The 21,947-nt window shown below is 72.3% G+C and carries 16 protein-coding genes; 3 read left to right on the forward strand and 13 right to left on the reverse strand.

Annotated elements, in window-relative coordinates; translation table 11 throughout:
* Positions 1-47: 47 nt before the first annotated feature.
* From EST54_RS00165 to EST54_RS00180, 4 genes are all read right to left on the reverse strand, one after another.
* Positions 48-1,346 carry a four-carbon acid sugar kinase family protein gene (locus EST54_RS00165; RefSeq protein ID WP_129243372.1) on the reverse strand — a complete coding sequence of 433 codons (1,299 nt, stop codon included), beginning with the start codon at positions 1,344-1,346 and terminating at the stop codon, positions 48-50.
* A gap of 114 nt (positions 1,347-1,460) precedes the next feature.
* On the reverse strand, positions 1,461-2,273 hold the full coding sequence (locus tag EST54_RS00170) for a DeoR/GlpR family DNA-binding transcription regulator (protein WP_129243375.1): 813 nt from the start codon (positions 2,271-2,273) through the stop codon (positions 1,461-1,463).
* A 127-nt stretch (positions 2,274-2,400) separates the two neighbouring features.
* The gene (locus EST54_RS00175; RefSeq protein ID WP_129243697.1) at positions 2,401-2,796 is read right to left on the reverse strand and encodes an SHOCT domain-containing protein; all 396 of its coding nucleotides are present in this window, start codon (positions 2,794-2,796) and stop codon (positions 2,401-2,403) included.
* 48 nt (positions 2,797-2,844) lie between these two features.
* Positions 2,845-5,553, reverse strand: a complete 2,709-nt coding sequence (locus EST54_RS00180) for a SpoIIE family protein phosphatase/ATP-binding protein (protein WP_129243378.1) — start codon at positions 5,551-5,553, stop codon at positions 2,845-2,847.
* Between the two features lie 449 nt (positions 5,554-6,002).
* Here EST54_RS00180 and EST54_RS00185 point away from each other — a divergent pair, with 449 nt between their 5' ends.
* Entirely contained in the window at positions 6,003-6,341 is a 339-nt protein-coding gene (locus tag EST54_RS00185) for a hypothetical protein (RefSeq protein WP_129243381.1), read from the forward strand.
* Between the two features lie 57 nt (positions 6,342-6,398).
* On the opposite strand, the gene EST54_RS00190 is transcribed toward EST54_RS00185, so the two are convergent.
* The gene (locus EST54_RS00190) at positions 6,399-7,853 is read right to left on the reverse strand and encodes an APC family permease (RefSeq protein WP_129243384.1); all 1,455 of its coding nucleotides are present in this window, start codon (positions 7,851-7,853) and stop codon (positions 6,399-6,401) included.
* A 314-nt stretch (positions 7,854-8,167) separates the two neighbouring features.
* A complete protein-coding gene (locus EST54_RS00195; protein ID WP_129243387.1) occupies positions 8,168-10,252 on the reverse strand; it encodes a SpoIIE family protein phosphatase in 2,085 nt (694 codons plus the stop codon).
* Positions 10,253-10,665: 413 nt separating this feature from the next.
* Between EST54_RS00195 and EST54_RS00200 the strand changes: the two genes are divergently transcribed.
* Positions 10,666-12,213: an AMP-binding protein gene (locus EST54_RS00200; RefSeq protein ID WP_129243390.1), complete on the forward strand. Its 1,548-nt coding sequence runs from the start codon at positions 10,666-10,668 to the stop codon at positions 12,211-12,213.
* A gap of 63 nt (positions 12,214-12,276) precedes the next feature.
* On the opposite strand, the gene EST54_RS34810 is transcribed toward EST54_RS00200, so the two are convergent.
* The 4 genes from EST54_RS34810 to ligD form a co-directional block, all read right to left on the reverse strand.
* Positions 12,277-12,528, reverse strand: a complete 252-nt coding sequence (locus tag EST54_RS34810) for a hypothetical protein (RefSeq protein WP_174857362.1) — start codon at positions 12,526-12,528, stop codon at positions 12,277-12,279.
* Positions 12,529-12,681: 153 nt separating this feature from the next.
* Complete coding sequence (locus EST54_RS00210; protein WP_129243394.1) at positions 12,682-13,908, reverse strand: PP2C family protein-serine/threonine phosphatase; 1,227 nt, start codon at positions 13,906-13,908, stop codon at positions 12,682-12,684.
* A complete protein-coding gene (locus EST54_RS00215; RefSeq protein WP_129243397.1) occupies positions 13,905-15,527 on the reverse strand; it encodes an MFS transporter in 1,623 nt (540 codons plus the stop codon). The genes EST54_RS00210 and EST54_RS00215 overlap by 4 nt, the downstream gene beginning before the upstream one ends.
* Before the next feature lie 218 nt (positions 15,528-15,745).
* The gene (gene ligD, locus EST54_RS00220) at positions 15,746-16,759 is read right to left on the reverse strand and encodes a non-homologous end-joining DNA ligase (RefSeq protein WP_129243400.1); all 1,014 of its coding nucleotides are present in this window, start codon (positions 16,757-16,759) and stop codon (positions 15,746-15,748) included.
* A 102-nt stretch (positions 16,760-16,861) separates the two neighbouring features.
* On the opposite strand from ligD, the gene EST54_RS00225 reads away from it, so the two are divergent.
* Positions 16,862-17,923: an ATP-dependent DNA ligase gene (locus tag EST54_RS00225; RefSeq protein ID WP_129243403.1), complete on the forward strand. Its 1,062-nt coding sequence runs from the start codon at positions 16,862-16,864 to the stop codon at positions 17,921-17,923.
* Positions 17,924-17,962: 39 nt separating this feature from the next.
* Here EST54_RS00225 and EST54_RS00230 read toward each other — a convergent pair whose 3' ends face one another.
* The 3 genes from EST54_RS00230 to EST54_RS00240 all read right to left on the reverse strand — a co-directional run bounded on the left by EST54_RS00230 (position 17,963) and on the right by EST54_RS00240 (position 21,744).
* A complete protein-coding gene (locus tag EST54_RS00230; protein WP_167511455.1) occupies positions 17,963-18,949 on the reverse strand; it encodes an MASE1 domain-containing protein in 987 nt (328 codons plus the stop codon).
* Positions 18,950-19,012: 63 nt separating this feature from the next.
* Positions 19,013-19,846 (reverse strand): PP2C family protein-serine/threonine phosphatase, encoded by an 834-nt coding sequence (locus EST54_RS00235; protein WP_129243409.1) that lies wholly within the window; start codon positions 19,844-19,846, stop codon positions 19,013-19,015.
* Between the two features lie 251 nt (positions 19,847-20,097).
* A complete protein-coding gene (locus EST54_RS00240; RefSeq protein WP_372448284.1) occupies positions 20,098-21,744 on the reverse strand; it encodes an APC family permease in 1,647 nt (548 codons plus the stop codon).
* Positions 21,745-21,947 lie beyond the last annotated feature (203 nt).

Here is a 21,947-nt window from a genome sequence, read left to right on the forward strand (position 1 = left end):
TCGGGGTGCGGTGCGCGGATGAGGGGCTGGGGTGTGCGGTGGGGTGGTCATCTCGCGCCGACGGTGGGGCCGGGGGTGTGCCGGCCGCAGGCCGCGCGCAGATGTTCCAGACAGTGGCAGGCGGCGTCGGGGCCGCCGATCAGGCCGCCCTTCGTGGCGAAGCGCAGCCCGTCGTGGGGGCCGCCCACCAGTTGTCCGGCGATGGCCAGCGGCAGCACCTCGGTCTCGATGGCGAAGCCGTCGGCGCCCAGCTCCGCGGTGACGGCCGCGGCGACATCGCCGCCCGAGGCGTACAGGCCGCCGGGGCGCAGTTCGGTGACCGCACGGCGGGCGACCTCGGCGAGAGCCCGCAGCAGGCGCCCGGCGGTGCCGGGATCGAGCACCGCGGCGGATCCGGTGGGCGCGGCCGGCGGTCCGGGGGCGAGCCGGACGCCGAGCAGCGTGGCGCCCTCCCCCGCTGCCGCGCGCAGCGCCGCCAGCGTCCGGTCGGGGTCCGGGGCAGCGGGGTCGAGTGTGGTCCAGCGGGCGCCGAGCGCGGTTTCGGTGCGGGCGAGCTGGGTGCGGGTGCGGTCCGTGACGCTGCCGACGACCGCGAGGAGGCGGGCGGGTGCGCCGGCTTCGGGCCGCAGGCCGAGTTCGGTGGCGAGCGCGGCGCCGAACGGTCCCGAGTCCAGCGCGACCCAGCGGATGTGGTCCTCGGCGGCGAGCCGGGCGGCGGCCACCGCGACCGTCCGCAGATGGGCGTTCTCGGTGGCGTCGCAGACCACGACCTCGGCCGGGCTCTCCCGCAGCGCCGCGGCCACCGCCTCCGGGCCGCGCTCCACGACGTCCAGCGCCACCTCGCCCATGGTGCGCCCGCTCTGTGCGCCCAGCACGGCCGCGACCCGGGAGTGCCGCACGGGGTCGAACGGGTCGCGGGCCACGGCCGTGCGGGTCAGCGGTACGCCGTCGACGAGATGGAGGCCGCCCACCGTGGTCCGTCCGGCGTCGGGGAAGGCGGGGACGGCCAGCGTCCGGACCCGGGCCGACGGCTCGTGGGCGGCGAGGACGTCCAGCACCGCGTCGAGTTCGCTGCCGGGGTTGCCGCGCAGGGTGGTGTCGACGCGCTTGACGGTCAGGGGTGCCCGGCCCGCCGTCTCGACCGCGGTCCGCACGGCCGCGTAGGCGCGGGCGGGGGGCCAGTGCCGGGAGGCGGTGTTGACGACGAGGACGTCCACCCGGTGTGCATAGCGCTCGACTTGGGCGAGCGCGCCGACGGTGACGGCCCGCAGACCCAGTCGCGCATAGCGCGCACCGGTGGCATTGCTGCCGGTGAGGTCGTCTCCGATGACGAGCACCTGGGCCACGAGGTCTCCTCCCGTCGGCTCCGGTGTCGCGGCGGCGACCCCGAAGTGACTGAATCGCGCAATGTTGATTGCGCGATTCACGCAACTCAGGGTGGCTACTCGCCGAACGGGCTGTCAAGAGCTGTGCGCGGCACTCCCGTCGGCAGGCCTCCCGGTGCCGTCCGCTACCGGCCGCACCCGCCATCCGCCGTCCGAGAACGCGGCCAGCTCCCGCTCCGTGGCCCCGGAGATCAGCCCGGTACCCGCCGGCATCTCCGCCCAGTACGGAAAGCCCCCTCCCCCGCGGAGCTTGGAGTGGTCGGCGAGCACCCAGGCGGCCCGGGCGCACCCGGCCATGGTCTCCTTCAGCGCGGCCTGTTCGGGATCGGGGCAGTTGATGCCGCGCCGGGGGTCGAGACCGTCGACGCCGAGGAAGGCGATGTCCGGGGTGAGCCGGCGCAGCGCCTGTTCGGTCCGGGTGCCCAGCAGGGACTCGTTGGGGCGCCGCAGCCGGCCGCCGAGCACCACGACCTCCACCTCGGCGTCGGCCAGTTCGACCAGCGTGGACAGGCCGTTGGTGACGACGGTGAGATCGCCGCGGGCGCGCAGCTCGTGTGCCAGCCGGGCGACGGTGGTGCCCGCGTCGAGGAGCACGACGTCGCCGCTGCGGACCAGCCCGGCCGCGGCGCGGGCGAGGGCGTCCTTCTCGCCCCGCTGCGCGCGCTCCTTGTCGTGCCGGGAGCGCTCCACCGCCCGGTGGTCGACCGCGCCGCCGTACGTCCGCGTGATCCGGCCGAGGGCGGCCAGCGTGGCGAGATCGCGACGGACGGTGGACAGCGAGACATCGAATTCGGCGGCGAGATCGTGCACGCTGACGTCCCCGGCACCGAGCAGGTGCACCATCCGCTCGCGCCGCTGCCGGGTGGCCGAGCGTTCCCCACTGGTCACTTCGCTGCCCGCCTCTGCCTGCCGTCGACCGCGCGGCGCCTTTGCGGGGGCGCCACCACTCAAGTTGCGTGTTTCGCGCAATTCGAGGTTAGCAGTCGGGCAGACAGCGGCGGGCAGCCTCGGGTGGTCAGGCGAGTACCTTCGCCTTGGCCTTCTGGAACTCCTCGTCGGTGATGTCCCCGTGGTTCTTCAGTTCGGCGAGCTTTGCCAGCGAATCCGCGTGCCGAGCCGTCTCGTCACCGGTTCCGACGGTGTCCCGGAGGTAGGTCTGCAGTTGCTTTTGCTGCCGTTCCGCCTGCGCGAACTCCCGCTCGCTCATGCCGTGGCCGCGCGCGATCACATAGATGAAGACGCCCAGGAAGGGCAGCAGAATCACCAGGACGAGCCAGCCCGTCTTGGCCCAGTTGTTGATGTCACGGCTCCGGAAGATGTCGCCGATGATCCTGAACAGCAGGATCAGCCACAGGACCCACAGGAAGATCAGGCACATCGTCCAGAATGCGTTGAGCAGCGGGTAATCCATCACGGCCTCCTCGTGACGCAGGGGCCCCGAGCTCATCCGTCCCTCACCTCAAGCATCGTCGAGGTCGACGTCCAGCGCTACCAGATCGATGCCGGCCAGCGCCTGCTCCGTCCAGATGACCTTGCCGCTGGTGGTGTAACGGGTCCCCCAGCGTTCGGCCAACTGGGCGACGAGGAAGAGGCCGCGGCCGCCCTCGTCCGTGGTGGCGGCCTGCCGCAGATGCGGTGAGGTGCTGCTGCGGTCGGAGACCTCACAGATCAGGGAGGTGTCACGGATCAGCCGTACGCGGATGGGGCCGGCCGCGTACCGGATGGAGTTGGTGACCAGCTCGCTGAGGATCAGCTCGGCGGTGAACGCCGCGTCCGCCAGGCCCCATTCGATCAGCTTGCGGACCGCCGTGGCGCGTATGTGGGCCACCGCCGAGGGGTCCGGCGGCACGTCCCACTCGGCGACGTGCGCGGCGTCCAGCACCTGGGTGCGGGCGACGAGCAGGGCGATGTCATCGGTGGGGCGCTCCGGCAACAGCGCGCTCAGCGCCGCCTCGCAGGTCTCCTCGGGCGTCCGGCCGGGGTGGTCGGACAGGGTACGGCCCAGCAGCGCCATGCCCTCGTCGAGGTCGCGGTTGCGGTCCTCGACGAGCCCGTCGGTGAACAGCACCAGCCGGCTCGCCTCGGGCAGCTGCTGCTGCCAGGTCTCGAAGGGCAGACCGCCGAGTCCGAGCGGCGGGCCACCGGGCACGTCGGCGATCTCGGCGGTACCGTCGGGCCGCAGCAGCATGGGCTGGACGTGCCCGGCGCGCGCCATGGTGCAGCTGCCGGACGCCGGGTCGTAGATGGCGTAGAGGCAGGTGGCTCCGGTGACCGAGCCCTCGGCGCCCTCGTCCTGATCGATACGGGTGACGAGTTCGTCGAGGTGCCAGAGGATTTCGTCGGGCGGCAGGTCCAGATTGGCGAAGTTGTGGACCGCGGTCCGCAGCCGTCCCATGGTGGCCGCGGCATGCAGTCCGTGCCCCACGACGTCCCCGACGACCAGCGCCACCCGGGCGCCGGGCAGCGGAATGATGTCGAACCAGTCGCCGCCGACGCCGCCGAGCCCGCCGCGCCCGGCCTGGGCGGGCAGATAGCGGTAGGCCGCCTCGACGGCGTTCTGCTCCGGCAGAGCGCGCGGCAGCAGGCTGCGCTGCAGGGTGACGGCCATGGTGTGCTCGCGGGTGTAGCGGCGGGCGTTGTCGATGCTCACCGCGGCGCGGGCGACCAGCTCCTCGGCGACGGACAGGTCCTCGTCCTCGAACGGCTCGGGCACGTTGGAGCGCCAGAAGATGGCGACGCCCAGGATGACGCCGCGGGCCCGCAACGGCACCGCGATCCTGGAGTGGATGCCGTGCTGGACTATCTTTCTGGCCCGGTCGGGGCTCTGCAGATGCCAGCCGGTGAACGCCGTCAGGTCCGCTTCCAGGGCCGCCTGCCCGCTCAGGAGGCTGGCGCCGAGGGCGGTGGCCGGCTCGAAGCGGATCAGCCGGCCGACGGGGTAGAGGCCGCTCTCGACCGGGGCGCCGCTGAGGGCCGTGCGACGCATCTCGACGATCGCGTTGGTGGGGGCGGTCGGCTCCTCGCCGATCAGCACGTCCTCGGCCAGATCGACGGTGACGATGTCGGCGAAGCGGGTGGCGCCGAACTCCGCGAGCTCCTCGCAGGTGCGCACCACGTCGAGGGTGGTGCCGATCTCCGTGCCGGCGTCGTAGAGCAGCTTGAGGCGGCCGCGGGCCACATCGGCGCGGCCGGTGAGGGCCCGGAGCTCGGTGGTGTCCCGCAGCGTCGTGACGCTGCCCGGTGGTCCGCCGGCCTGGTCCGTCGAGCGCTGGTTGACGGCCAGCAGCCGGTCGCCGACCGGGTGGACCTCGTCGGTGACGACCCGGCCGGAGGCCAGCAGCTGGGCGGTGGCGGGGTCGAGTCCGAGCTCGGCGACCGGCCGCCCCTCGACCTCGGGCGGCAGGTCGAGCAGCCGGCGCGCCTCGTCGTTGGCGAGCAGCAGACAGCCGTCGCCGCCCACGATGATCACGCCCTCGCGTACGGCGTGCAGAACCGCGTCGTGGTGCTCGTACATCCGGGTCATCTCGGCCGGGCCCAGGCCGTGGGTCTGCCGCCGCAGGCGCCGGCTGACCAGTGCCGTACCGCCGGTGGCGACGAGGAGGACGCCGGCCGCGGCGCCGAACAGCAGCGGGAACTGGTTGTCGACGACGCCGCTGACACGTTTGACGGTGATACCGGCCGAGACCAGCCCGATGACCTTGCCGTTGTGACCGAAGACCGGCACCACGGCCTGTACCAGGGGCCCGATGGTGCCGGTGATCCGCTCGGTGACGACACCGCCGGCCAGTGCCGGTTTGATCGTGCCGACGAACTTCTTGCCGATGCGGTTGGGGATGGGGTGGGTGTAGCGGATGCCCTGCGTGTTCATCACGACGATGAAGTCGACCTCGGAGCGCTTGCGCGCGGCTTCCGTCCGCGGCTGCAGTACCAAGGTCGGATCGGCGCTCCGCAGGGCGGCTTCGATGCCCGGCGCATTCGCGAAGGCCTCGGCGACCGCAACCGACCTGTTGCGGGCCTCACGGTCTCCGTCGGCCCGCGATTGCAGCACGAGAGCTGCGATGGCGGCGGCGACGAGCAACACCACGATCGCCACCTGCAGGAGAAAGACCTGACCTGCGACAGTTCGCATCCTGAGAACCGAACGCGGGCGGCCGTAGCGTCCGGCCATGTCCTCTTTCTACACCTCCCGCATACGGTGGGCGAGCCGCGCGATGCGGAGCGCAGCAGCAGCGAGCGCCCGCGCTGCTGCCGGGCGGCCTCACGGGCTGTCAGAGGATCGTCCCGTGATCCGGGTCCGGGCGCCAGAGGGCGGAAAGTCTCCCGGGTAGGTTTTACTGGTACGCATATGCGAACCTCTTCGACGAAGAGGACATACTCGGCGCCCGCAGTGCGCCGTCACAGAGGGAACAAATCGCCCAGAGGTCGGACGGTTCATGTAACTCTTCCCACAGGCCCGGACGCTTGCCTGATCGGAGGCGGGCGCCCGCGCGAGTCCGGCCTAAGCACAATATGCCTGGTCAGCCCCGCTCGCCAGGCGAACGGAGCCGCCCCTGGGGTGGCACCGGGGTCACCCCTGCCGTAGGAGGGGCGTCCGGACGGTATGAGACGTTCGTGGGCATGCATGTTCCCGAGGAGATCCGTGCCGAGGCGGCCGCGCTCATCGACCACCACGCGCTCGGGCTGTGGAAGCCGAATGACGCCGACCGGCGAGCCGCCGTGGCGCTGTACCGCTTCCTCGAAACCGGTCTGCCGCTCACGGGCGAGCAGATCCGGTCCGCCCTGGAGCACGCGGAGCCGTCGGCCGGGCTGCACGAGCGGCTGCTGAAGCTGCTGCGGGAGACCGCCGGGCTGCTCGACGACGAAGCGGTGGCCGAGAGCGCCGCCGGGCGGGACGCCGTCGACCACGTATGCCTTCTGCTGGACGCGCTCGCGCTCTCCGCGCACTCCGGTCAGTAAGCAGAAGGCCCGCCCGGGCAGACGCTCCGGGCGGGCGATTCTGGGGCCGTCAGGGCCCTACTCGGGCAGCGGGCCGGCGGGCACCGGCTCCACGGGAGCCTGCTCGTCCTCGGGGACCGAGATCACCCAGTGCGTCTCCTGGCGGGGGCGCAGGTAGCACGCCCAGTACACAGCGGCGCCCGCCACGATCCCGCCGGTGATGACCAGGCTCTTGGTGCTCTGCTGGTAGAGCACCCACGCCAGCACCACGATCAGCAGCGCCGGGATCGCCGGCCACAGCGGCATCCGCCAGGCCAGCCGGTGCTTGTGCTCGCCGCGGCGCGAGACCAGGGCGCCCAGGGCGACGAAGACGTACATCGCGGCGACGGCCACGCCGGTGACCTCGCTCAGGGTGTCGAGGTTGACGAAGCACAGGGCCGCTCCGGGCACGCCGACCGCCAGGGTGGCCGCCCAGGGGGAACCGAAGCGCCGGCCGACGTGCGAGAAGACGCGGTTGACGGCGGTCGGCCAGGCGGCGTCGCGCGCCGAGGCGAAGACCACCCGGGAGTTCTGGATCACCATCACGATCGCCGCGTTGATGATCGCCAGGGCGATGCAGAGGCTGACGAAGGTGCCGACGCCCGAGTTGCTCCAGTCCTGCACCATGCCGGCGACGTCACCGGCGCCGAGGGTCTTCAGGTCGGGGGCGCCCAGGGTGATGGCGATGACCGGGATCAGGACGACGGCCGCGCCGATGGCGAGGGTCCACAGCACGGTGCGGGAGACGTTGCGGCGGGGGTTGTCCATCTCCTCGGCCAGATACACGGCGGTGGAGAAGCCCTGGAGGATGAAGAGCGCGGTGGCCAGTCCGGCGACGATGAGGCCCCCGGTGACCGCGGCGCTGTGTCCGTTCCCGGCGTCGATGACGGGGTGGACGAGGACGGAGGCGGACCGCTGGGTGTGGGTGAAGCCGAGGAAGGCGACGACCGCACAGGCGACGACCTCCAGCACCAGGAAGATGCCGGTGATCCAGGCGTTGGCGCGCAGATCGAGCAGGCCCATGGCGGTGGCCAGCAGCATCACGGCAGCCGCGGTCCACTGCGGATCCAGATGCACGATCGGGGCCAGATAGTCGGCGGCGCCCAGGGCGATGATGGGCGGCACGATCATGACGACGATCAGCGAGAGGACGAAAACCAGCCATCCGGCGAGCCGGCCCATGAGCGTGCCGACCATGGCGTACTCGCCGCCGGAGCTCGGTATCAGCGTGCCGAGCTCCGAGTAGGTGAAGGCCACGCCGATACACAGCAGGGCCGCGACGGCGATGGTCAGCGCGGTGCCCGTGCCCAGGGTCGCGAAGGAGTCCGGAACGATCACGAAGAGCGAGGACGCCGGGGTCAGGCAGGACAGCGTGAGCAGGGTGCCGCCGACCACGCCGATCGACCGGGTGAGTTTGGGGGTGCTCGCGGCGTCCCCCTCCGTCGCACGGATGGTCCGCTCAGGCGCTGCGGAGGCAACAGGCGTGTCGGGCATATCGGTATCCGTATCCCATCGGTACTGGCGGCAAGAGAGGTGGCGCCTGTGGGGGAGGTGCGCCGCAAAGCGGCCTGAACCCGGACATCCGCAGGTCCGCTTTGGTGACCGAATACAACCCCTGCCGACGACTCCCGTCAAGACCTCGTTAACGGTGTGAGACAACGAAATCCGCAGCATTGCCCACCACATGGAACGCTTATCCATGATCCGTCTAGAGAATTAGAGCGGATTTCGCGGTTGAGCGGGGCGATGCGGAATGCCCACGGGCGCCGCCGAATCCGTCGTGGCCCCCGCGAATCAGCGCCGTACCGTCACTCCTTGATCGCCCGCACGCGGGCGATCAGCAGCGCGACGTCGTCGTGGTCGTGCTCGTCGCGCAGGGCGGCCAGCAGGCGGTCGCAGAGCCCGTCCAGATCCTGCTGGGGCTCCGACAGCAGCTCCAGCAGGGTGTCCAGCCGGGCGTCTATCGGCTGGTCGCGGGTTTCGATCAGCCCGTCGGTATAGAGCACCAGCTGATCGCCCTCGCGGAGCGGGACCGTGGTCTGCTCGAAGGGAACGCCACCGACGCCGAGTGGCGCGCCGGTGGGCAGGTCCAGCAGCTCGGGCGGCCGGTCCGGCCGCACCACGATGGGTGGCAGATGCCCGGCGACGGCGACCCGGCACAGGCTGCTGTGCGGGTCGTACACGACGTACAGGCAGGTCGCGAAGGCCGGGTCGAGACCGACGGCGATGTGGTCGAGATGGCGCAGCACCTCGTCCGGATCGAGGTCGAGGTCGGCCAGGGCGCGGGCGGTGGTGCGCAGCTGACCCATGGTGGCGGCGGCGTTGATGCCGCTGCCCATGACGTCGCCGACGACCAGCGCGGTCTTGTCCCCGGCCACGGGTATCGCGTCGAACCAGTCGCCGCCGACCTCGCTGGCCGCCTGGGCCGGCTGGTAGCGGTAGGCGATCTCCATGGCCGTGGGCTGCGGTGGCCGGTGGTTCATCAGATGGCGCTGGAGGGTGAGCGCGGTGCGGCGTTCGCTCTGGTAGGAACGCGCGTTGTCGATGCAGACCGCCGCGCGGGCGGCCAGCTCGACGGCGAGCACTGCGTCGTCCTCGTCGAACGGCTCCTGATTGCGCACGCGGTACAGCGACAGCGCACCGAGGACCTCGCCACGGGCGATCAGCGGTACGGCCAGATAGGAGTGCAGCCCCGCCTTGTCCAGGACGGCGGCCCCTTGCGGGTCCGCGGCGATGTGCGGCAGGTCCTCCGCGCCCACCTGGGCGACGAGGACCGGGCGGGCTTCGGTCACGCACCGGGTGATCAGCCGGTCGGCCTCATAGGAGGCGATCTGGCCGGTGGGGTCGGCGGCGCGGACGGCCTCGGTGGAGTAGGCCGTGGAGACGGCGAGCGCGCGGAAGCGGGCCGGGCCGCCGCGGGACAGCGAGGTCGGGCGCCGGCCGTCCAGGACGGCGTCGAGGACGTCGACCGCGGCCATGTCCGCGAGTTCGGGGACGATGACGTCGGCCAGTTCGTGTGCGGTCTGGTCGACGTCGAGGGTGGTGCCGACGGTCGCGGAGGCGTCGGCGATGACGGCCAGCCGCCGGCGGGCGCGGGCGGCCTCGGTGGCGGCCCGGTGCTGCTCGGTGACGTCGACGACCGAGGTGGCCAGCCCCAGCACCCGGCCGTGCGCGTCCTCCAGCCGGTAGTAGGACACCGACCAGGCCTTGTCGGCATGCGGGTCGGAGGCGGTGCGCCCGACGGTGAACTGGTCGAGCATCGGCCTGCCGGTGTCGAGGACCTCGCGCATGCCGGCCACGATGGTGTCGGTGTCCAGGAAGGACAGCGCCTCGCGGACGTCGCGGCCGATGTGCTGGTCGGCGGGCAGCCCGTTGATGCGCTCCAGTGCGGGGTTGACCATGACGAAGCGCAGCGACGTGTCCAGGACCGCCAGGCCGATCGGCGACTGGGCCACGAGGCGTACGGACAGCGCCAGATCGCGCTCCACCCGCCGCAGCACGGCCTGGTCGGTGGCGATGCCCAGGGCGTAGGACTCGCCGCGCTCGTCCAGCAGCCGCATGTTGCGGAATTCGACGAGCCGGGTGCTGCCGTCCTTGTGCTGGACCGGGAAGACCCCCGCCCAGCTCTCGCCGCCCGCCATGACCTCGGTGAACAGGCCCAGCACCAGATCGAAGTGCTCCGGCCCGACCAGCAGCTGCGCGGCGGGCCGGCCGAGCGCTTCCTGGGCGCTCCAGCCGAACAGCGCCTCGGCCTGCGGGCTCCACAGGGTGATCCGTCCGTCCGCGTCCAGCATCACGGCGGCCACGCCGAGCAGGTCCAGCAGGCCGCCTGGCTGCCCCGGTGCGGCCCCTACGCGGGCGGCACCCTCGGGGAACGCGTCGGTCGCACCCATCCAGGCACTCCTTCCGCCGGTCATCACAAACCGACAGCCGTGGCGCTCTCCGTACATCGGCCGATTCTCACAGTGCTTCCGTTGCTCTCCATCATCTCTCGACACGGGACGGACCTGCAGGGAGAGCGGGATCCGCAGGGCAGCCGCGACCCGTGCGCGAGGGAGCATTATCCGACGCCGTTCCCAGGTCGGCGACCGTGTTAGCGATATTCGAAGCGATGTTTCCGGCCGGGTTTGGGCGGCGGTGAGACGGGCGTCGGCCGCGTTCCGTACGGCGACGGCCCGCGAGGGCGGGGCGCGGCACTCCGCCGACTTGGAGTTGTTGATCTACAGCGACTACGCTGAGATCTCTTGGTTGCCTCCAGCAACTAACTTCGCGACCGCCCGCCGGCGTCAGGAGGAAGCCCGACATCATGCCCAGCACTGCCCCGACATTCCGTACTTACGTGGAGGAGAACCTCGATGCCCTTAGCGCCGACCCGACGCGCGAAGCCCTGGTCCACCAAGGCCGCCGCGTCACCGCGGGTGAGTTCCGCGCACTCGTCCACCGCCTGGCCCGCGCCCTGCGTACCCGGGGCGTCGAGCGCGGAGCGACCGTCACGCTGCTGAGCGGCAACCTCCCGGAGACCCTCGCCGCCCGCTACGCGGCCAATCTGCTCGGCGCCCGGGTCAACTTCCTCTACAACAAGCTGTCCGCCGAGTCGCAGGCCGCCATCGTCCGCGATGTCGAGACCCGTGCCCTGATCGTCGACCCGCGCCTGGCCGAACGGGCCGCCGAGCTCACCGGACTGGCACCGGTGCCGGACGTCCTCGTGCTCGGCCCGGCCAAGGTGGGCGCGGACCTGCTGGAGCTGGCGGCCGGCGAGTCCGATGAGCCGTTCGCCGGCCGCGCCCGGCCGGACGATGTGTGCACCATCCGCCACACCGGCGGCACCACCGGCCACCCCAAGGGCATCTGCACCACCTTCGCGCAGTCCCGCTGGTTCCACGGAGTGCTCCCGCGGCAGCCGGAGTTCGCGCGCCGGCAGCTGGTCTGCACCACCCTCGCGCACGCCGCGGGCGTGATGGCCGACAGCACCCTGCACGCGGGCGGCACGGTCGTCCTGCTCGACGACTTCGACCCCGCGCTCGCGCTCGCCGCCATCGAGCGCGAGCGCATCACCGACCTGTTCCTGTTGCCGCCGCTGCTCTACCAGCTGATGGACCATCCGGACGCGCGGCACACCGACACCTCCAGCCTGCGGCTGCTGACGTACGGCGGCTGCCAGGCGTCTCCGGCCCGTATAGCCGACGCGGTACGGGCGTTCGGCCCGGTACTGGTGCAGGGCTACGGGCAGAACGAGGCCGGCGGCATCAGCGTGCTCACCCAGGACGACCACGACCCCGAGCGCCCCGACCGGCTGCGCTCCGCGGGCAAGGTGCTGCCGGACGTCGAGGTGGCGATCCGCGACGAGTCGGGCCGCGACCTGCCGGCCGGTGAGCACGGCGAGGTCTGTGTGCGCTCCGACATGATCATGCAGGGGTACTGGAAGCAGCCCGAGCTGACCGCGGAGGTCCTGCGGGACGGCTGGCTGCACACCGGGGACATCGGATTCCTCGACGACGAGGGGTACCTGACCATCGTCGACCGGCTCAAGGACATGATCGTCGTGGTCGGCGGCCATGTGTACACCACGGAGCTGGAGGACCTGCTGAACTCGCACCCGCAGGTACTCCAGAGCGCCGTGTTCGGCGTCCGTGACGCCGACCGCATGGAGCGGGTGCACGCCGCGGTCGTCCGGGCGCCGGGCAGCACCGTCGACGCCGCGCGGCTGTGCGCGATGGTGCGGACGGAGCGCGGCGCGATGTACGAGCCCGCGCGGGTCACGTTCGTCGACGCGCTGCCGCTGACCGATGCCGGCAAGCCGGACAAGAAGGAGCTGCGCCGGCAGGCCGAGCAGGAGGCCGGCACCGCCGGATGACCGCAGTGACGGGCCGCCGCGGCTGATGCCGCGACGGCCCGCCTGTTCTGCTGCCGGTCAGCGTCAGAGGATGCCGAACAGACCGAACGGGAAGCCGAACAGACCGAAGAAGCCGAACGGGCCGAATCCGCCACGGCCGAAGCGGCCACGACCGAAACCCTCACGACCCTCGAAGCCACGCTCGAAACCGCGGTGGTTCCCGTGGTGACGGTGGTGGCGGCCATGGTGGTCATTCTGGGGAGCGGCCTGAGCCAGGCCGGCGAGCGGGACGACGGCGGCAGCGGCGATGGCCGCGGCAGCTATGAACTTGCGCATTGCGTTTCTCCTGTTTGGCAGGAAATCGGACAATCGATGAGTACCGCGTCTCGCCCAAAACCCCGCAGACACGGCGAACAGCCACTCCAACGGCCCTGGAAATTGCTCCAGTCGCGGTAACGAGCGGACCGGTGCGTTCCACCGACCGCACCGTCAGAGCCGGAGGATGACGAGGGCCGCGTCGTCGGTGGCGCCGCTGGGCGGCAGCAGCTCCCCCAGCAGCGCGTCGGCCAGCTCCTCGGCATCGGCGCCGAGGTGCCGGGTGAGCGCCGCCGCCAGCCGTGCCAGCCCGACGTCGATGTCCTCGTGGCGGCGCTCGATCAGCCCGTCGGTGTACAGGACCAGCACGGCGCCGTCGGCGAAGGCGACCTCCGCCTCGGGGCGGGCCACGTGCTCGGGACGCGCCCCCAGGGGCGGGTCCGTCGCCTGGTCCAGCAGTTCCACCCTGCCGTCCGGGTGCAGCAGGGCCGGCGGCGGGTGGCCGGCGCTGCTGTAGGCGAGGGTGTGCGTGGTCCAGTCGACGATGGCCTGCACCGCCGTGGTGGACTCGGCGCCGTCCACCGACCGGGCGTAGATGCCGAGCACCTCCAGCGCCTGGGCCGGGCCCCGGGTGACCTGGGTGGCGGCGCTCAGCGCGCTGCGCAGCTGCCCCATGACGCAGGCGGCGCCCAGTCCGTGGCCGACGACGTCGCCGACGGCCAACGCCACCCGGTCGCCGGGCAGTTCGGCCAGGTCGTACCAGTCGCCGCAGACATTGAGCGCGCCGACCGCCGGCCGGTAGCGCACCGCCGCCCGGTGGTGCCCCATGAGCCGGGGCGCGGGCAGCATCGCGTCCTGGAGGGCGAGCACCACCTCCCGCTCCCGGGCGTGGGCCCGCCGCAGCCGGTCGTTGACCTCCTGGAGTTCCTTGGCGCGGCTGTAGAGCTTGGCCTTCATCCGCTCCTGGTCACCGCCGTGGTTCCCGGCGCCCGCCCGGACGATCTCGGTGACCTCCTCGCCCCGGTGCACGATCAGCTGCACCTGCCCGTCGGGGCCGAGCACCGGCGCGTTGACCGGGCTCCAGTACCGCTCCTCGAACACGCCCGGCTGGCCGGGCACCTCGACGTCATAGCGTTGCAGCCCCATGGTGTCGCGGCTGCCGGTGGCCAGCACACGCTCCAGGGACGCCCGGAGGTTGCGCTCCCCGGACGCGTCGGAGGTGTCGGGATTCTCGGGGAAGACGTCGAAGAGCCCGCGGCCGACCAGCTGGTGGCGTTCCCGTCCGGACCGCTGTAGCAGGACCTCGTTCGCATCGACGATCACGAACTGCGGCGTGAGCAGCAGCACTCCGTCCGGCAGTGCGTGGAACACCGCCGCGTAGTCGATCGCGGAGCCGCTCATCTGCGGCCCGCACCCGACGGCGGGGCCTCGGCCGGCCGGGTCCCCGGGTGCAGGTGGGCGCAGAGGAACGCCACGGCCAGCGCGGCGGCCATCCCGTAGAAGACCGCCCGGTTGCCCTCGGCGAAGTCCATCCGCACCGCCTCCAGCACCTCCGGCGGCAGCCGCGACGAGCTGCCCTCGCCGGCCGGCGGCCGGCCGCCCTGGCCGGAGAGGGAATCGGTGAGGCCGTGGGCCAGTTCGCGGGAGGTGGCGGTGGACAGCCCGCGGTCCTTGAGGCTCGCGACGATCCGGTCGGTGGTGACGTTGGCCAGCACCGTGCCCAGGACGGCCAGGCCCAGGCCGGCGGCGTAGTTGCGGACGGTCTGGGTGACGCCGGTGACCTCGCCGTAGGACGCGCCGATCGCCCGGCTGACGGCGTCGGTCGAGGCGGGCGCGAGCAGGAGGCCGATGCCGGCGCCGGCCAGCACGATGTACGGCCACTGGGCGCGCAGCGACAGGTCCGTCATCTCGTGCGCCCACAGCGCGAAGCCCACGGCGCCCAGCGCGGTGCCGAGCCGGATCGCCGGCCGGGCACCGTGCCGGTCGAGGATCCGGCCGCCGAGCTGCCCGGCGACGCCGAAGCCCGCGAAGAAGACCAGGAGGTAGCGGCCCGCCTCGTTCGGCGACGAGCCCAGGGCGACCTGTGCGTAGACCGAGGCGAAGAAGAACACCGGGACGAACGCGAGCATCGCGAAGAACAGCACGGCGACATCGGCGACGAAGGCGCGGTCGCCGAACACCCGCAGGCTGATCAGCGGGTGACGGGTGCGCAGTTCGAGGCGGACGAAGACGGTCAGCACCAGCAGCCCGCCGAGGGTGCACGCCCAGGTGGCCGCGCCGGCCCAGCCCCAGGTGGCGGCCTGCTGCAGACCCAGCACGCTCAGGACCGTACCGGTGGCGAGCAGCAGCGCACCGCGCCGGTCCAGGCTCCCGCGTCGCCGGTCGTCGGGGAGGTGCGCCAGCAGTGTCAGCACGGCGGCGACCACCGCGACCGGCACATTGACCCAGAAGACGGCCCGCCAGGTCCAGGTGGTGAGCCAGCCGCCGAGGACCGGTCCGACGGCGATCAGTGCGCCGGAGAGCCCGAAGAACAGGGCCAGGGACCGGCCCCGGCGCTCGACCGGAATGACCATGGCCACGACGGCGAGCGCCGCCGGGAACATCAGGGCCGCGCCGATGCCCTGGACGGCTCGGCACACGATCAGCCAGGGCTGCGCGACGTCCCCCGTCGGCACGGCGCCGCACAGCGCGGCGGCGAAAACGAAGAGCCCGGTGCCCAGGAGCATGACGCGGCGGTGGCCGAGCAGCTCGGCCAGCCGCCCGCCCAGCGCGAAGCACGCAGCCAGGGCGAGCAGATAGGCGTTGACGACCCATCGGATGCCCGAGGCGGACAGACCCAGCTCCTCGGTGAGCCGCGGCGCCGCGATGGACACCATCGTCTGGTCGATGAAGGTCATCGACACCGCGAAGAGCAGGGCGGCGAGCGAGAGCGTCTCGTGCACCGCTCCCGCCCCGGCCGTCCGCTGTGCCTCCGGCGCGCGCCGGCGGTCCGTCTCCGGTGCGTTCCTGTCGTGCGCCACGTGCGAAATTTTCCCGTCCGGGCCGGGTGGGCGCACGCCGGGCGACGGGGGCCGCTCGCCCGTCGGCAGCCGTACGAGGAGGCCGGTCCGGTCCGGTGGCAGCCGCGGCGGGTACCACCGTTCGGGTCAGCCCGCCGGTCGCCTCCGGGTGCGGCCGGGCCGCCGACCGCCGGAGCCGGTGTCCGCCCGGCACCCGCCGGACCGTCCCGGCCCCGCCCTCACCGCTTACGGGCCCGGCTCGGCTGCACCCTGGAGGGCTCCCCCGGCATCTTGGGATGGTCGGGCGGATAGGGCATGTCCCCCAGCCCGGTGTCCACCTCCTGCCGGTCCGCGAGTTCCAGGACGGATTCCAGGCCGAAGGCGTGGTCGGCCATGTCGGCGTGCACATCGCCGAGTTCCGCGAACCGCGGTGGCACCGTGCGCAGGTCGAAGTCCTCGGGTGCGGCGTCGGACAGCTCGTCCCAGCGCAGCGGGGTGGAGACGGTCGCCCGCGGCCGGGCGCGCAGCGAGTAGGCGGAGGCGATGGTCCGGTCCCGGGCCATCTGGTTGTAGTCGACGAAGACCTTCTCGCCGCGTTCCTCCTTCCACCAGGCGGAGGTCACCCGGTCCGGCATCCGGCGCTCCAGCTCCCGGGCCACGGTGATGGCGGCGCGTCTGACCTCGGTGAACGTCCAGCGGGGGCGGATCGGCACATAGACGTGCACCCCGCGGCCACCGGACGTCTTGGGCCAGCCGCGCAGCCCGTGCTCCGCCAGCAGCTCCCGCAGGACATGCGCGACCCGGACGGCGTCGGCGAAGTCGGTGCCGGGCTGCGGGTCGAGGTCGATCCGCAGCTCGTCGGGGTGCTCGGTGTCGGCCCGGCGGACGGGCCACGGATGGAACGTCAGGCACCCCAGATTGGCCGCCCAGACCACGGCCGCGGGCTCGGTGGGGCACATCTCGTCGGCGAACCGTCCGCTGGGGAAGGCGATGCGGGCGGTGGGCAGCCAGTCGGGCAGTCCCTTGGGCGCCCGCTTCTGGTAGAAGAACTCGCCCTCCACGCCGTCGGGGAAGCGCTGCATGGTGGTGGGCCGGTCGCGCAGGCCCCGCAGCACCCCGTCGGCGACGGCGAGGTAGTACTGCGCGACGTCCAGCTTGGTGAAGCCGCGCTCCGGGTAATACGTCTTGTCGGGGTTCGACACGCGCACCGTGCGCCCCGCGACATCCAGCTCGACAGCTCCGCCTCCGGCCATGACTCCACGTTAGGTTCGGTGCGGCGCCGCCGCGCGCCGGGAGAGCGGCGGCCGGCCCGCATCCGGCGCGCGGGAAGCGGCACCGGCCCGCAGGATCGGAACATGGACCTGCCCGTGATGCCCCCGGTCTCCCCGATGCTCGCGAAGCTGGTGACCACCATCCCCGCCGGCATGCAGTACGAGGCGAAGTGGGACGGCTTCCGCGTCATCGTCTTCCGTGACGGCGACGACGTCGAGATCGCCAGCCGCACCACGAAATCGCTCACCCGTTACTTCCCCGAAGTGGTCACGGCGGCCCGGGCCGAGCTGCCGCGGCGCTGTGTCCTCGACGGCGAGATCGTCATCGCCCATGACGGCCGGCTGCACTTCGAGGAACTGCTGGAGCGCATCCATCCGGCCGACTCCCGGGTCCGTACGCTCGCCGAGCGGACCCCCGCCTCGCTCGTCGCCTTCGACCTGCTGGCCCTGGACTCCGCCGCGCTGGTGCACGAGCCGCAGACGGCGCGCCGGGAAGCCCTGGTCGAGGCGCTGCGGCCGGCCCGTGCACCGGTGTACACCGCGCCCGCCACCACGGATCAGGAGCTGGCGCGCCGCTGGTTCACCCAGTTCGAGGGCGCGGGGCTGGACGGGGTGGTCGCCAAACCGCTCGATCTGCCGTACCGGCCCGGAGACCGCGCCATGTTCAAGATCAAACATGCCCGGACCGCGGACTGTGTCGTCGCGGGGTACCGGCTGCACAAGAGCGGGCCGGTGGTCGGCTCCCTGTTGCTCGGCCTCTACGATGCCGCCGGGCACTTGCAGCACGTCGGGGTGTCCGCCTCGTTCCCCATGGCCCGGCGGCGCGCGCTGGTCGAGGAGCTGGCGCCGCTGCGGATGGACGACGTCGCCGGCCACCCGTGGGGCGAGTGGACCGACGAGGCGGCGCACGCCGCGCGTCGGATGCCCGGCGGGCCCAGCCGCTGGAGTGGCGGCAAGGATCTGTCGTGGGTACCGCTGCGCCCGGAGCGGGTCTGCGAGGTCGCCTACGACCACATGGAGGGCAGCAGATTCCGTCATACCGCCCAGTTCCGCCGCTGGCGCCCGGACCGTACGCCGGAGAGCTGCGGCTACGACCAGCTGGAGGAGCCGGTGCACTACGACCTGGGGCAGCTGCTGCGGGACTGACCGCGTCAGCGGGCTCGTCCCCTCCCGGGCGTCGGCCCCTCAGCGCTCACCCTCCGGAGGCCAGCGGCGCCGGGGCTCCCCCGGGGCAAGGCGCTCGACCACCTCCGACAGCTCCCGGCAGGCCTGCTCGATCTTGCGGCGGATGCTGTTCTGCTCGGCGATGATCGCCGACAACAGCAGCGCGGTGAGCGCCGCGGACATGTTGAGGGCCTGCAGGTTGATCATCGCCTCCAGCAGGCTCTGCCCCTGGAACGGTCCCTTGCGACCGCGCGCCGCCGCGATGGCCAGTACGGACACCAACAGCACGATCGGGGCCGCCCCCGCCAGCTGGAAACGCAGCGCCGCCCACACGATCAGCGGAAAGACCAGGAACAGCAGCGAGAGCTCGCTGGAGACCGCCACCAGCGAGACCAGGAGCGAGACGATCAGCAGCGCCGCCGCCTCGGCCCACCGGTAGCCGGGCACCTCCCAGAGCGGCCGGTGCAGCGCGCGGCAGGCGAGGATGAGCGGGGTGATGACGAGGATGCCCATCGCGTCGCCCACCCACCACGCGACCCAGGTCTTCCAGAAGCCGCCGGCCGGCAGCACCCCGCTGAGGAAGAGCGTCCCGCTGCCCACCGTCGCGCTGATCAGCATCCCGGCGAACGCGCCGAGTGCGACCAGCGCCACCCCGTCGCGCAGCCGGTCGAGTTCGACGCGGAATCCCACCCTGCGGAGCATCCCGTAGGCGCACACCGGAGCCAGGGTGTTGCCCGCCATGATCCCGAGGACGGAGATGTCCAGATCGCTGATCGAGGCGACGACGAGGAGGGTGCCGAGGGCGATGCCGGGCCAGGTCCGCAGGCCCAGCAGGAGCAGACAGCTCAGCGCGATGCCCGTGGGCGGCCACAACGGCGTGACCTGGGCGCCGGCGATCACCACCTGCTCCAGCAGGCCGATCCGTGCGGTGGCGTAGTAGACGCCGGCGAGCACGAGGATCGTCAGGGCTGCTGGTGCGAGACGGCGGAGTTCCTCGGTGCGCACCACAGCAGCCATCAGACAACGCCGGCGGCCGGGCGCCGACCGCGACACGCACGCCCGGTCCGCGCTTCACCCGGCTCCGGGCGCCGCCGCGTCGAAGCGCAGCACGAGCACCGCGGAGTCGTCGGTGTGCCCGGTGAACTCGGCCACGCTCATCGCCGCGTCGGCCACCGTCGCCGGATCGCCGCCGGCGTTGGCGCTGACCAGCCGGGTCACCTGCGTCAGTCCGGCTTCGATCGGGAACGACGGCCCCTCGACGACCCCGTCGGTGAGCAGGACGAACGCTCCCGCCGTGGCGAACCGCCGGTGGCTCACCGGGTACTTCTCCCCCGCGGCGATGCCGAGCGGCAGGCCCCCGGGGTCGTCGGCGAGACCGTGCCGGCCGTCGGTCGTGGCCCAGATACCGGGCACATGACCGGCCCGGGCGCTGGACAGCTCCCAGGCGACCGGGTCGAAGCGGACGAAGGTGCAGGTCGCGAAGAGCCCGCAGTCGACCGAGAGCAGCAGGTCGTTGGCCCGCCTCAGCACCTCTCCCGGGTCGGGCGCATGGACGGCGACGGCGCGCAGACCGAAGCGGATCTGCCCCATGAAGGCGGCCGCCTCGACGTCATGGCCCTGCACATCGCCGATGCAGAAGGCGAGCGTCCCGTCGGGCAGCGGGAAGCCGTCGTACCAGTCGCCCCCGATGTCCAGTCCGTGCCGGGCGGGTGCGTACGTCGCGGCGGCACGCAGGCCCGGTAGCGCGGGCAGGACGGTCGGCAGCATCTCGTGCTGCAGGGCCTCGGCCAGCTCCACCCGGGCCCGCTGGGTCTCGGCGCCTTCGCGCGCCTGGGCGGTCAGCCGGCCGAGCGTGGTCAGCAGATCGTCGGCGCTCGCGGACCGCGGGGGACGACGCCGAAGCATGGACCGCTCCAAGGTGCGTCGGTGAGGGGGCCGACGCGGGGCCACGCTCCGTGCCCTGCCCCGCGTGGGCCGTCCGACCTGGCTTCATGGGGACTCCGGGGAGCCCGCCTCTCCCGATTCATCTTATTTCTGCGGGGTGACTTCCGCTTGACGACCGTCCGGCCGGGCTGCTCGCGGGCCCGGCAGCGTACGCAGCCCACCCGCCTCCGTGCCCGGCCGGACCCGCCGCGCCGCCCGTCCCGCGGCCGGACTCAGGCGGCGGCCGCCGGGCGGGGCGCCTGCAGATGCCGGACGCCGGACCGTACGGCCCAGAAGAAGACCGCGAGCGCGAGGGCGGCCACGGTGATCGAGTCGTACGGGGCCGGCAGCCGGCCGGAGCCCTCGAAGGTGCCCAGCCAGGAGACCGCCGTGAGGGCGAGGAGGTAGACCACCAGCCAGGCGCCGGTGCGGAGTTCGGCACCCAGCGGACGGCTCGGGCCGGCGCCGTCGGCCTCCAGGGCGGCCTGGTCGCCGCGGGCGCCGGGGCGGCGCATGGCCAGGAAGATCAGCAGGCCGCCGAGGACGAGAGGCAGCGCGAGGCGCAGGTCCTGCCAGCCCGACCAGTAGACGAACTCGCTGGACACCACGAAGCTGACCGGCGCGATCCAGCCCAGCCCCGGGACCCAGCCGGCGGTGCGGCCGCCCGGCTCGGCGCGGAACACGGCGACCGCGACCGCGGAGGCGGCGTAGATCAGCAGATACATGTCGCCCATGACGCTGACGATGTCCTGCCAGCCGCCGAACGGCAGCAGAAAGACCACGATGACGATGAGGTTGACCACCAGGGCCCGGCGCGGGATGCCGAACCGCTCGTTGACCTTCATGAAGTACCGGGGGATGGTGCCGTTCTTGGCGAGCGCGTAGGTGTGCCGGGCGTCGATCGCCACGCCCACGTACGCCGAGCCGCCGGGCGAGACCACCGCGTCCGCGTAGAGCAGGCTGGACAGCCAGTGCAGGTTGAGGATCAGGGCGAGCTGGCCGAACGGCGAGTCGAAGGAGACCCCCTGCCAGCCGTGGCCGAGCAGGTTCTCGGGGACGGTGAAGAGGAACGCCAGCTGCAGGGCCAGGTACATCAGGACGGCGAGGCCGATACCGCTGAGGACGGCGACGGGAATGGTCCGGCGGGGGTTGCGGGTCTCGCCCGAGAAGTCCAGCGGCGCCTGGAATCCGTTGACGGAGTAGACGATGCCGCCGCCGGCCAGCGCGGTCAGGCAGGCGACGTAGCCGTACGGCGCGAATCCGCCGTGGTCCGTCAGCCGGCCCGAGTGCCAGCCGGAGGCTATCAGCGCGATCACGGTGACCACCGGGACGACGATCTTGAACACCGAGACCAGGTTGTTGAGCCTGGCGAACATCCGCACCGCGAACCAGTTCAGCGCGGTCAGCAGGACGCTGAGACCGGCGGCCAGGGCCAGCCCGGAGACGGTGAGGGTGTGGCCGTTGTAGATGCCCGGGAGGTAGTGCGCGGCGTACTGCATGATCGCGCTGATCTCGGCCGCGGTGCCGCCCACCGACAGCAGCGTCGACCAGCCGATGAGGGTGCCGACGAGCCGGCCGCTGGCGAACAGCGGCCAGCGGACCGTGCCGCCGCCCTCCGGCCGGGACGCGCCGAGCTCGATCATCACCAGGGCGACCAGGGCGCACAGCACGCCGGCCCCCACCCAGGACAGCAGTGCGGCGGGTCCTGCCGTCTGTGCCGCATACATGGCGGCGAACAGCCAGCCGGAGCCGACGATATTGGAGAAGCCGATGCCCGTCAGCCCCCAGAAGCCCAGGTCACGACGCAATCGGCGCTCCTGCACCTGCACTTGTGGCGCGCCGGCGCCCTCGCCCCCCGCTGATACCTGACGCTCCGTCACGGAAAACGCCCTCCTTGATTCACTGTTGCGGCTCGCCGGACCCTACTCGACCTGCGGCGAACAGAAATTTCCCGCTCTACCGGCGGACAGTTCCTTCACGCGGCGCACCGGCGAGGCGCTGGAGCGTGCAGCGCAGGGCCGGGCGGGCAGGGAGGGGACGCACCGGGGCGCGGGAGCGCACGAAAGGGCAGGGCGCAGCCGAC

It is taken from the genome of Streptomyces sioyaensis (assembly GCF_004122735.1).
Taxonomy (GTDB): domain Bacteria; phylum Actinomycetota; class Actinomycetes; order Streptomycetales; family Streptomycetaceae; genus Streptomyces; species Streptomyces sioyaensis.

Coding starts and splice junctions, on each gene's coding strand:
- EST54_RS00175 (WP_129243697.1), bottom strand. CDS start 2,796: ATGGATTACCCGCTGCTCAACGCATTCTGGACGATGTGCCTGATCTTC.
- EST54_RS00180 (WP_129243378.1), bottom strand. CDS start 5,553: ATGGCCGGACGCTACGGCCGCCCGCGTTCGGTTCTCAGGATGCGAACT.
- EST54_RS00185 (WP_129243381.1), top strand. CDS start 6,003: ATGCATGTTCCCGAGGAGATCCGTGCCGAGGCGGCCGCGCTCATCGAC.
- EST54_RS00190 (WP_129243384.1), bottom strand. CDS start 7,853: ATGCCCGACACGCCTGTTGCCTCCGCAGCGCCTGAGCGGACCATCCGT.
- EST54_RS00195 (WP_129243387.1), bottom strand. CDS start 10,252: ATGGGTGCGACCGACGCGTTCCCCGAGGGTGCCGCCCGCGTAGGGGCC.
- EST54_RS00200 (WP_129243390.1), top strand. CDS start 10,666: ATGCCCAGCACTGCCCCGACATTCCGTACTTACGTGGAGGAGAACCTC.
- EST54_RS34810 (WP_174857362.1), bottom strand. CDS start 12,528: ATGCGCAAGTTCATAGCTGCCGCGGCCATCGCCGCTGCCGCCGTCGTC.
- EST54_RS00210 (WP_129243394.1), bottom strand. CDS start 13,908: ATGAGCGGCTCCGCGATCGACTACGCGGCGGTGTTCCACGCACTGCCG.
- ligD (WP_129243400.1), bottom strand. CDS start 16,759: ATGGCCGGAGGCGGAGCTGTCGAGCTGGATGTCGCGGGGCGCACGGTG.
- EST54_RS00225 (WP_129243403.1), top strand. CDS start 16,862: ATGGACCTGCCCGTGATGCCCCCGGTCTCCCCGATGCTCGCGAAGCTG.
- EST54_RS00235 (WP_129243409.1), bottom strand. CDS start 19,846: ATGCTTCGGCGTCGTCCCCCGCGGTCCGCGAGCGCCGACGATCTGCTG.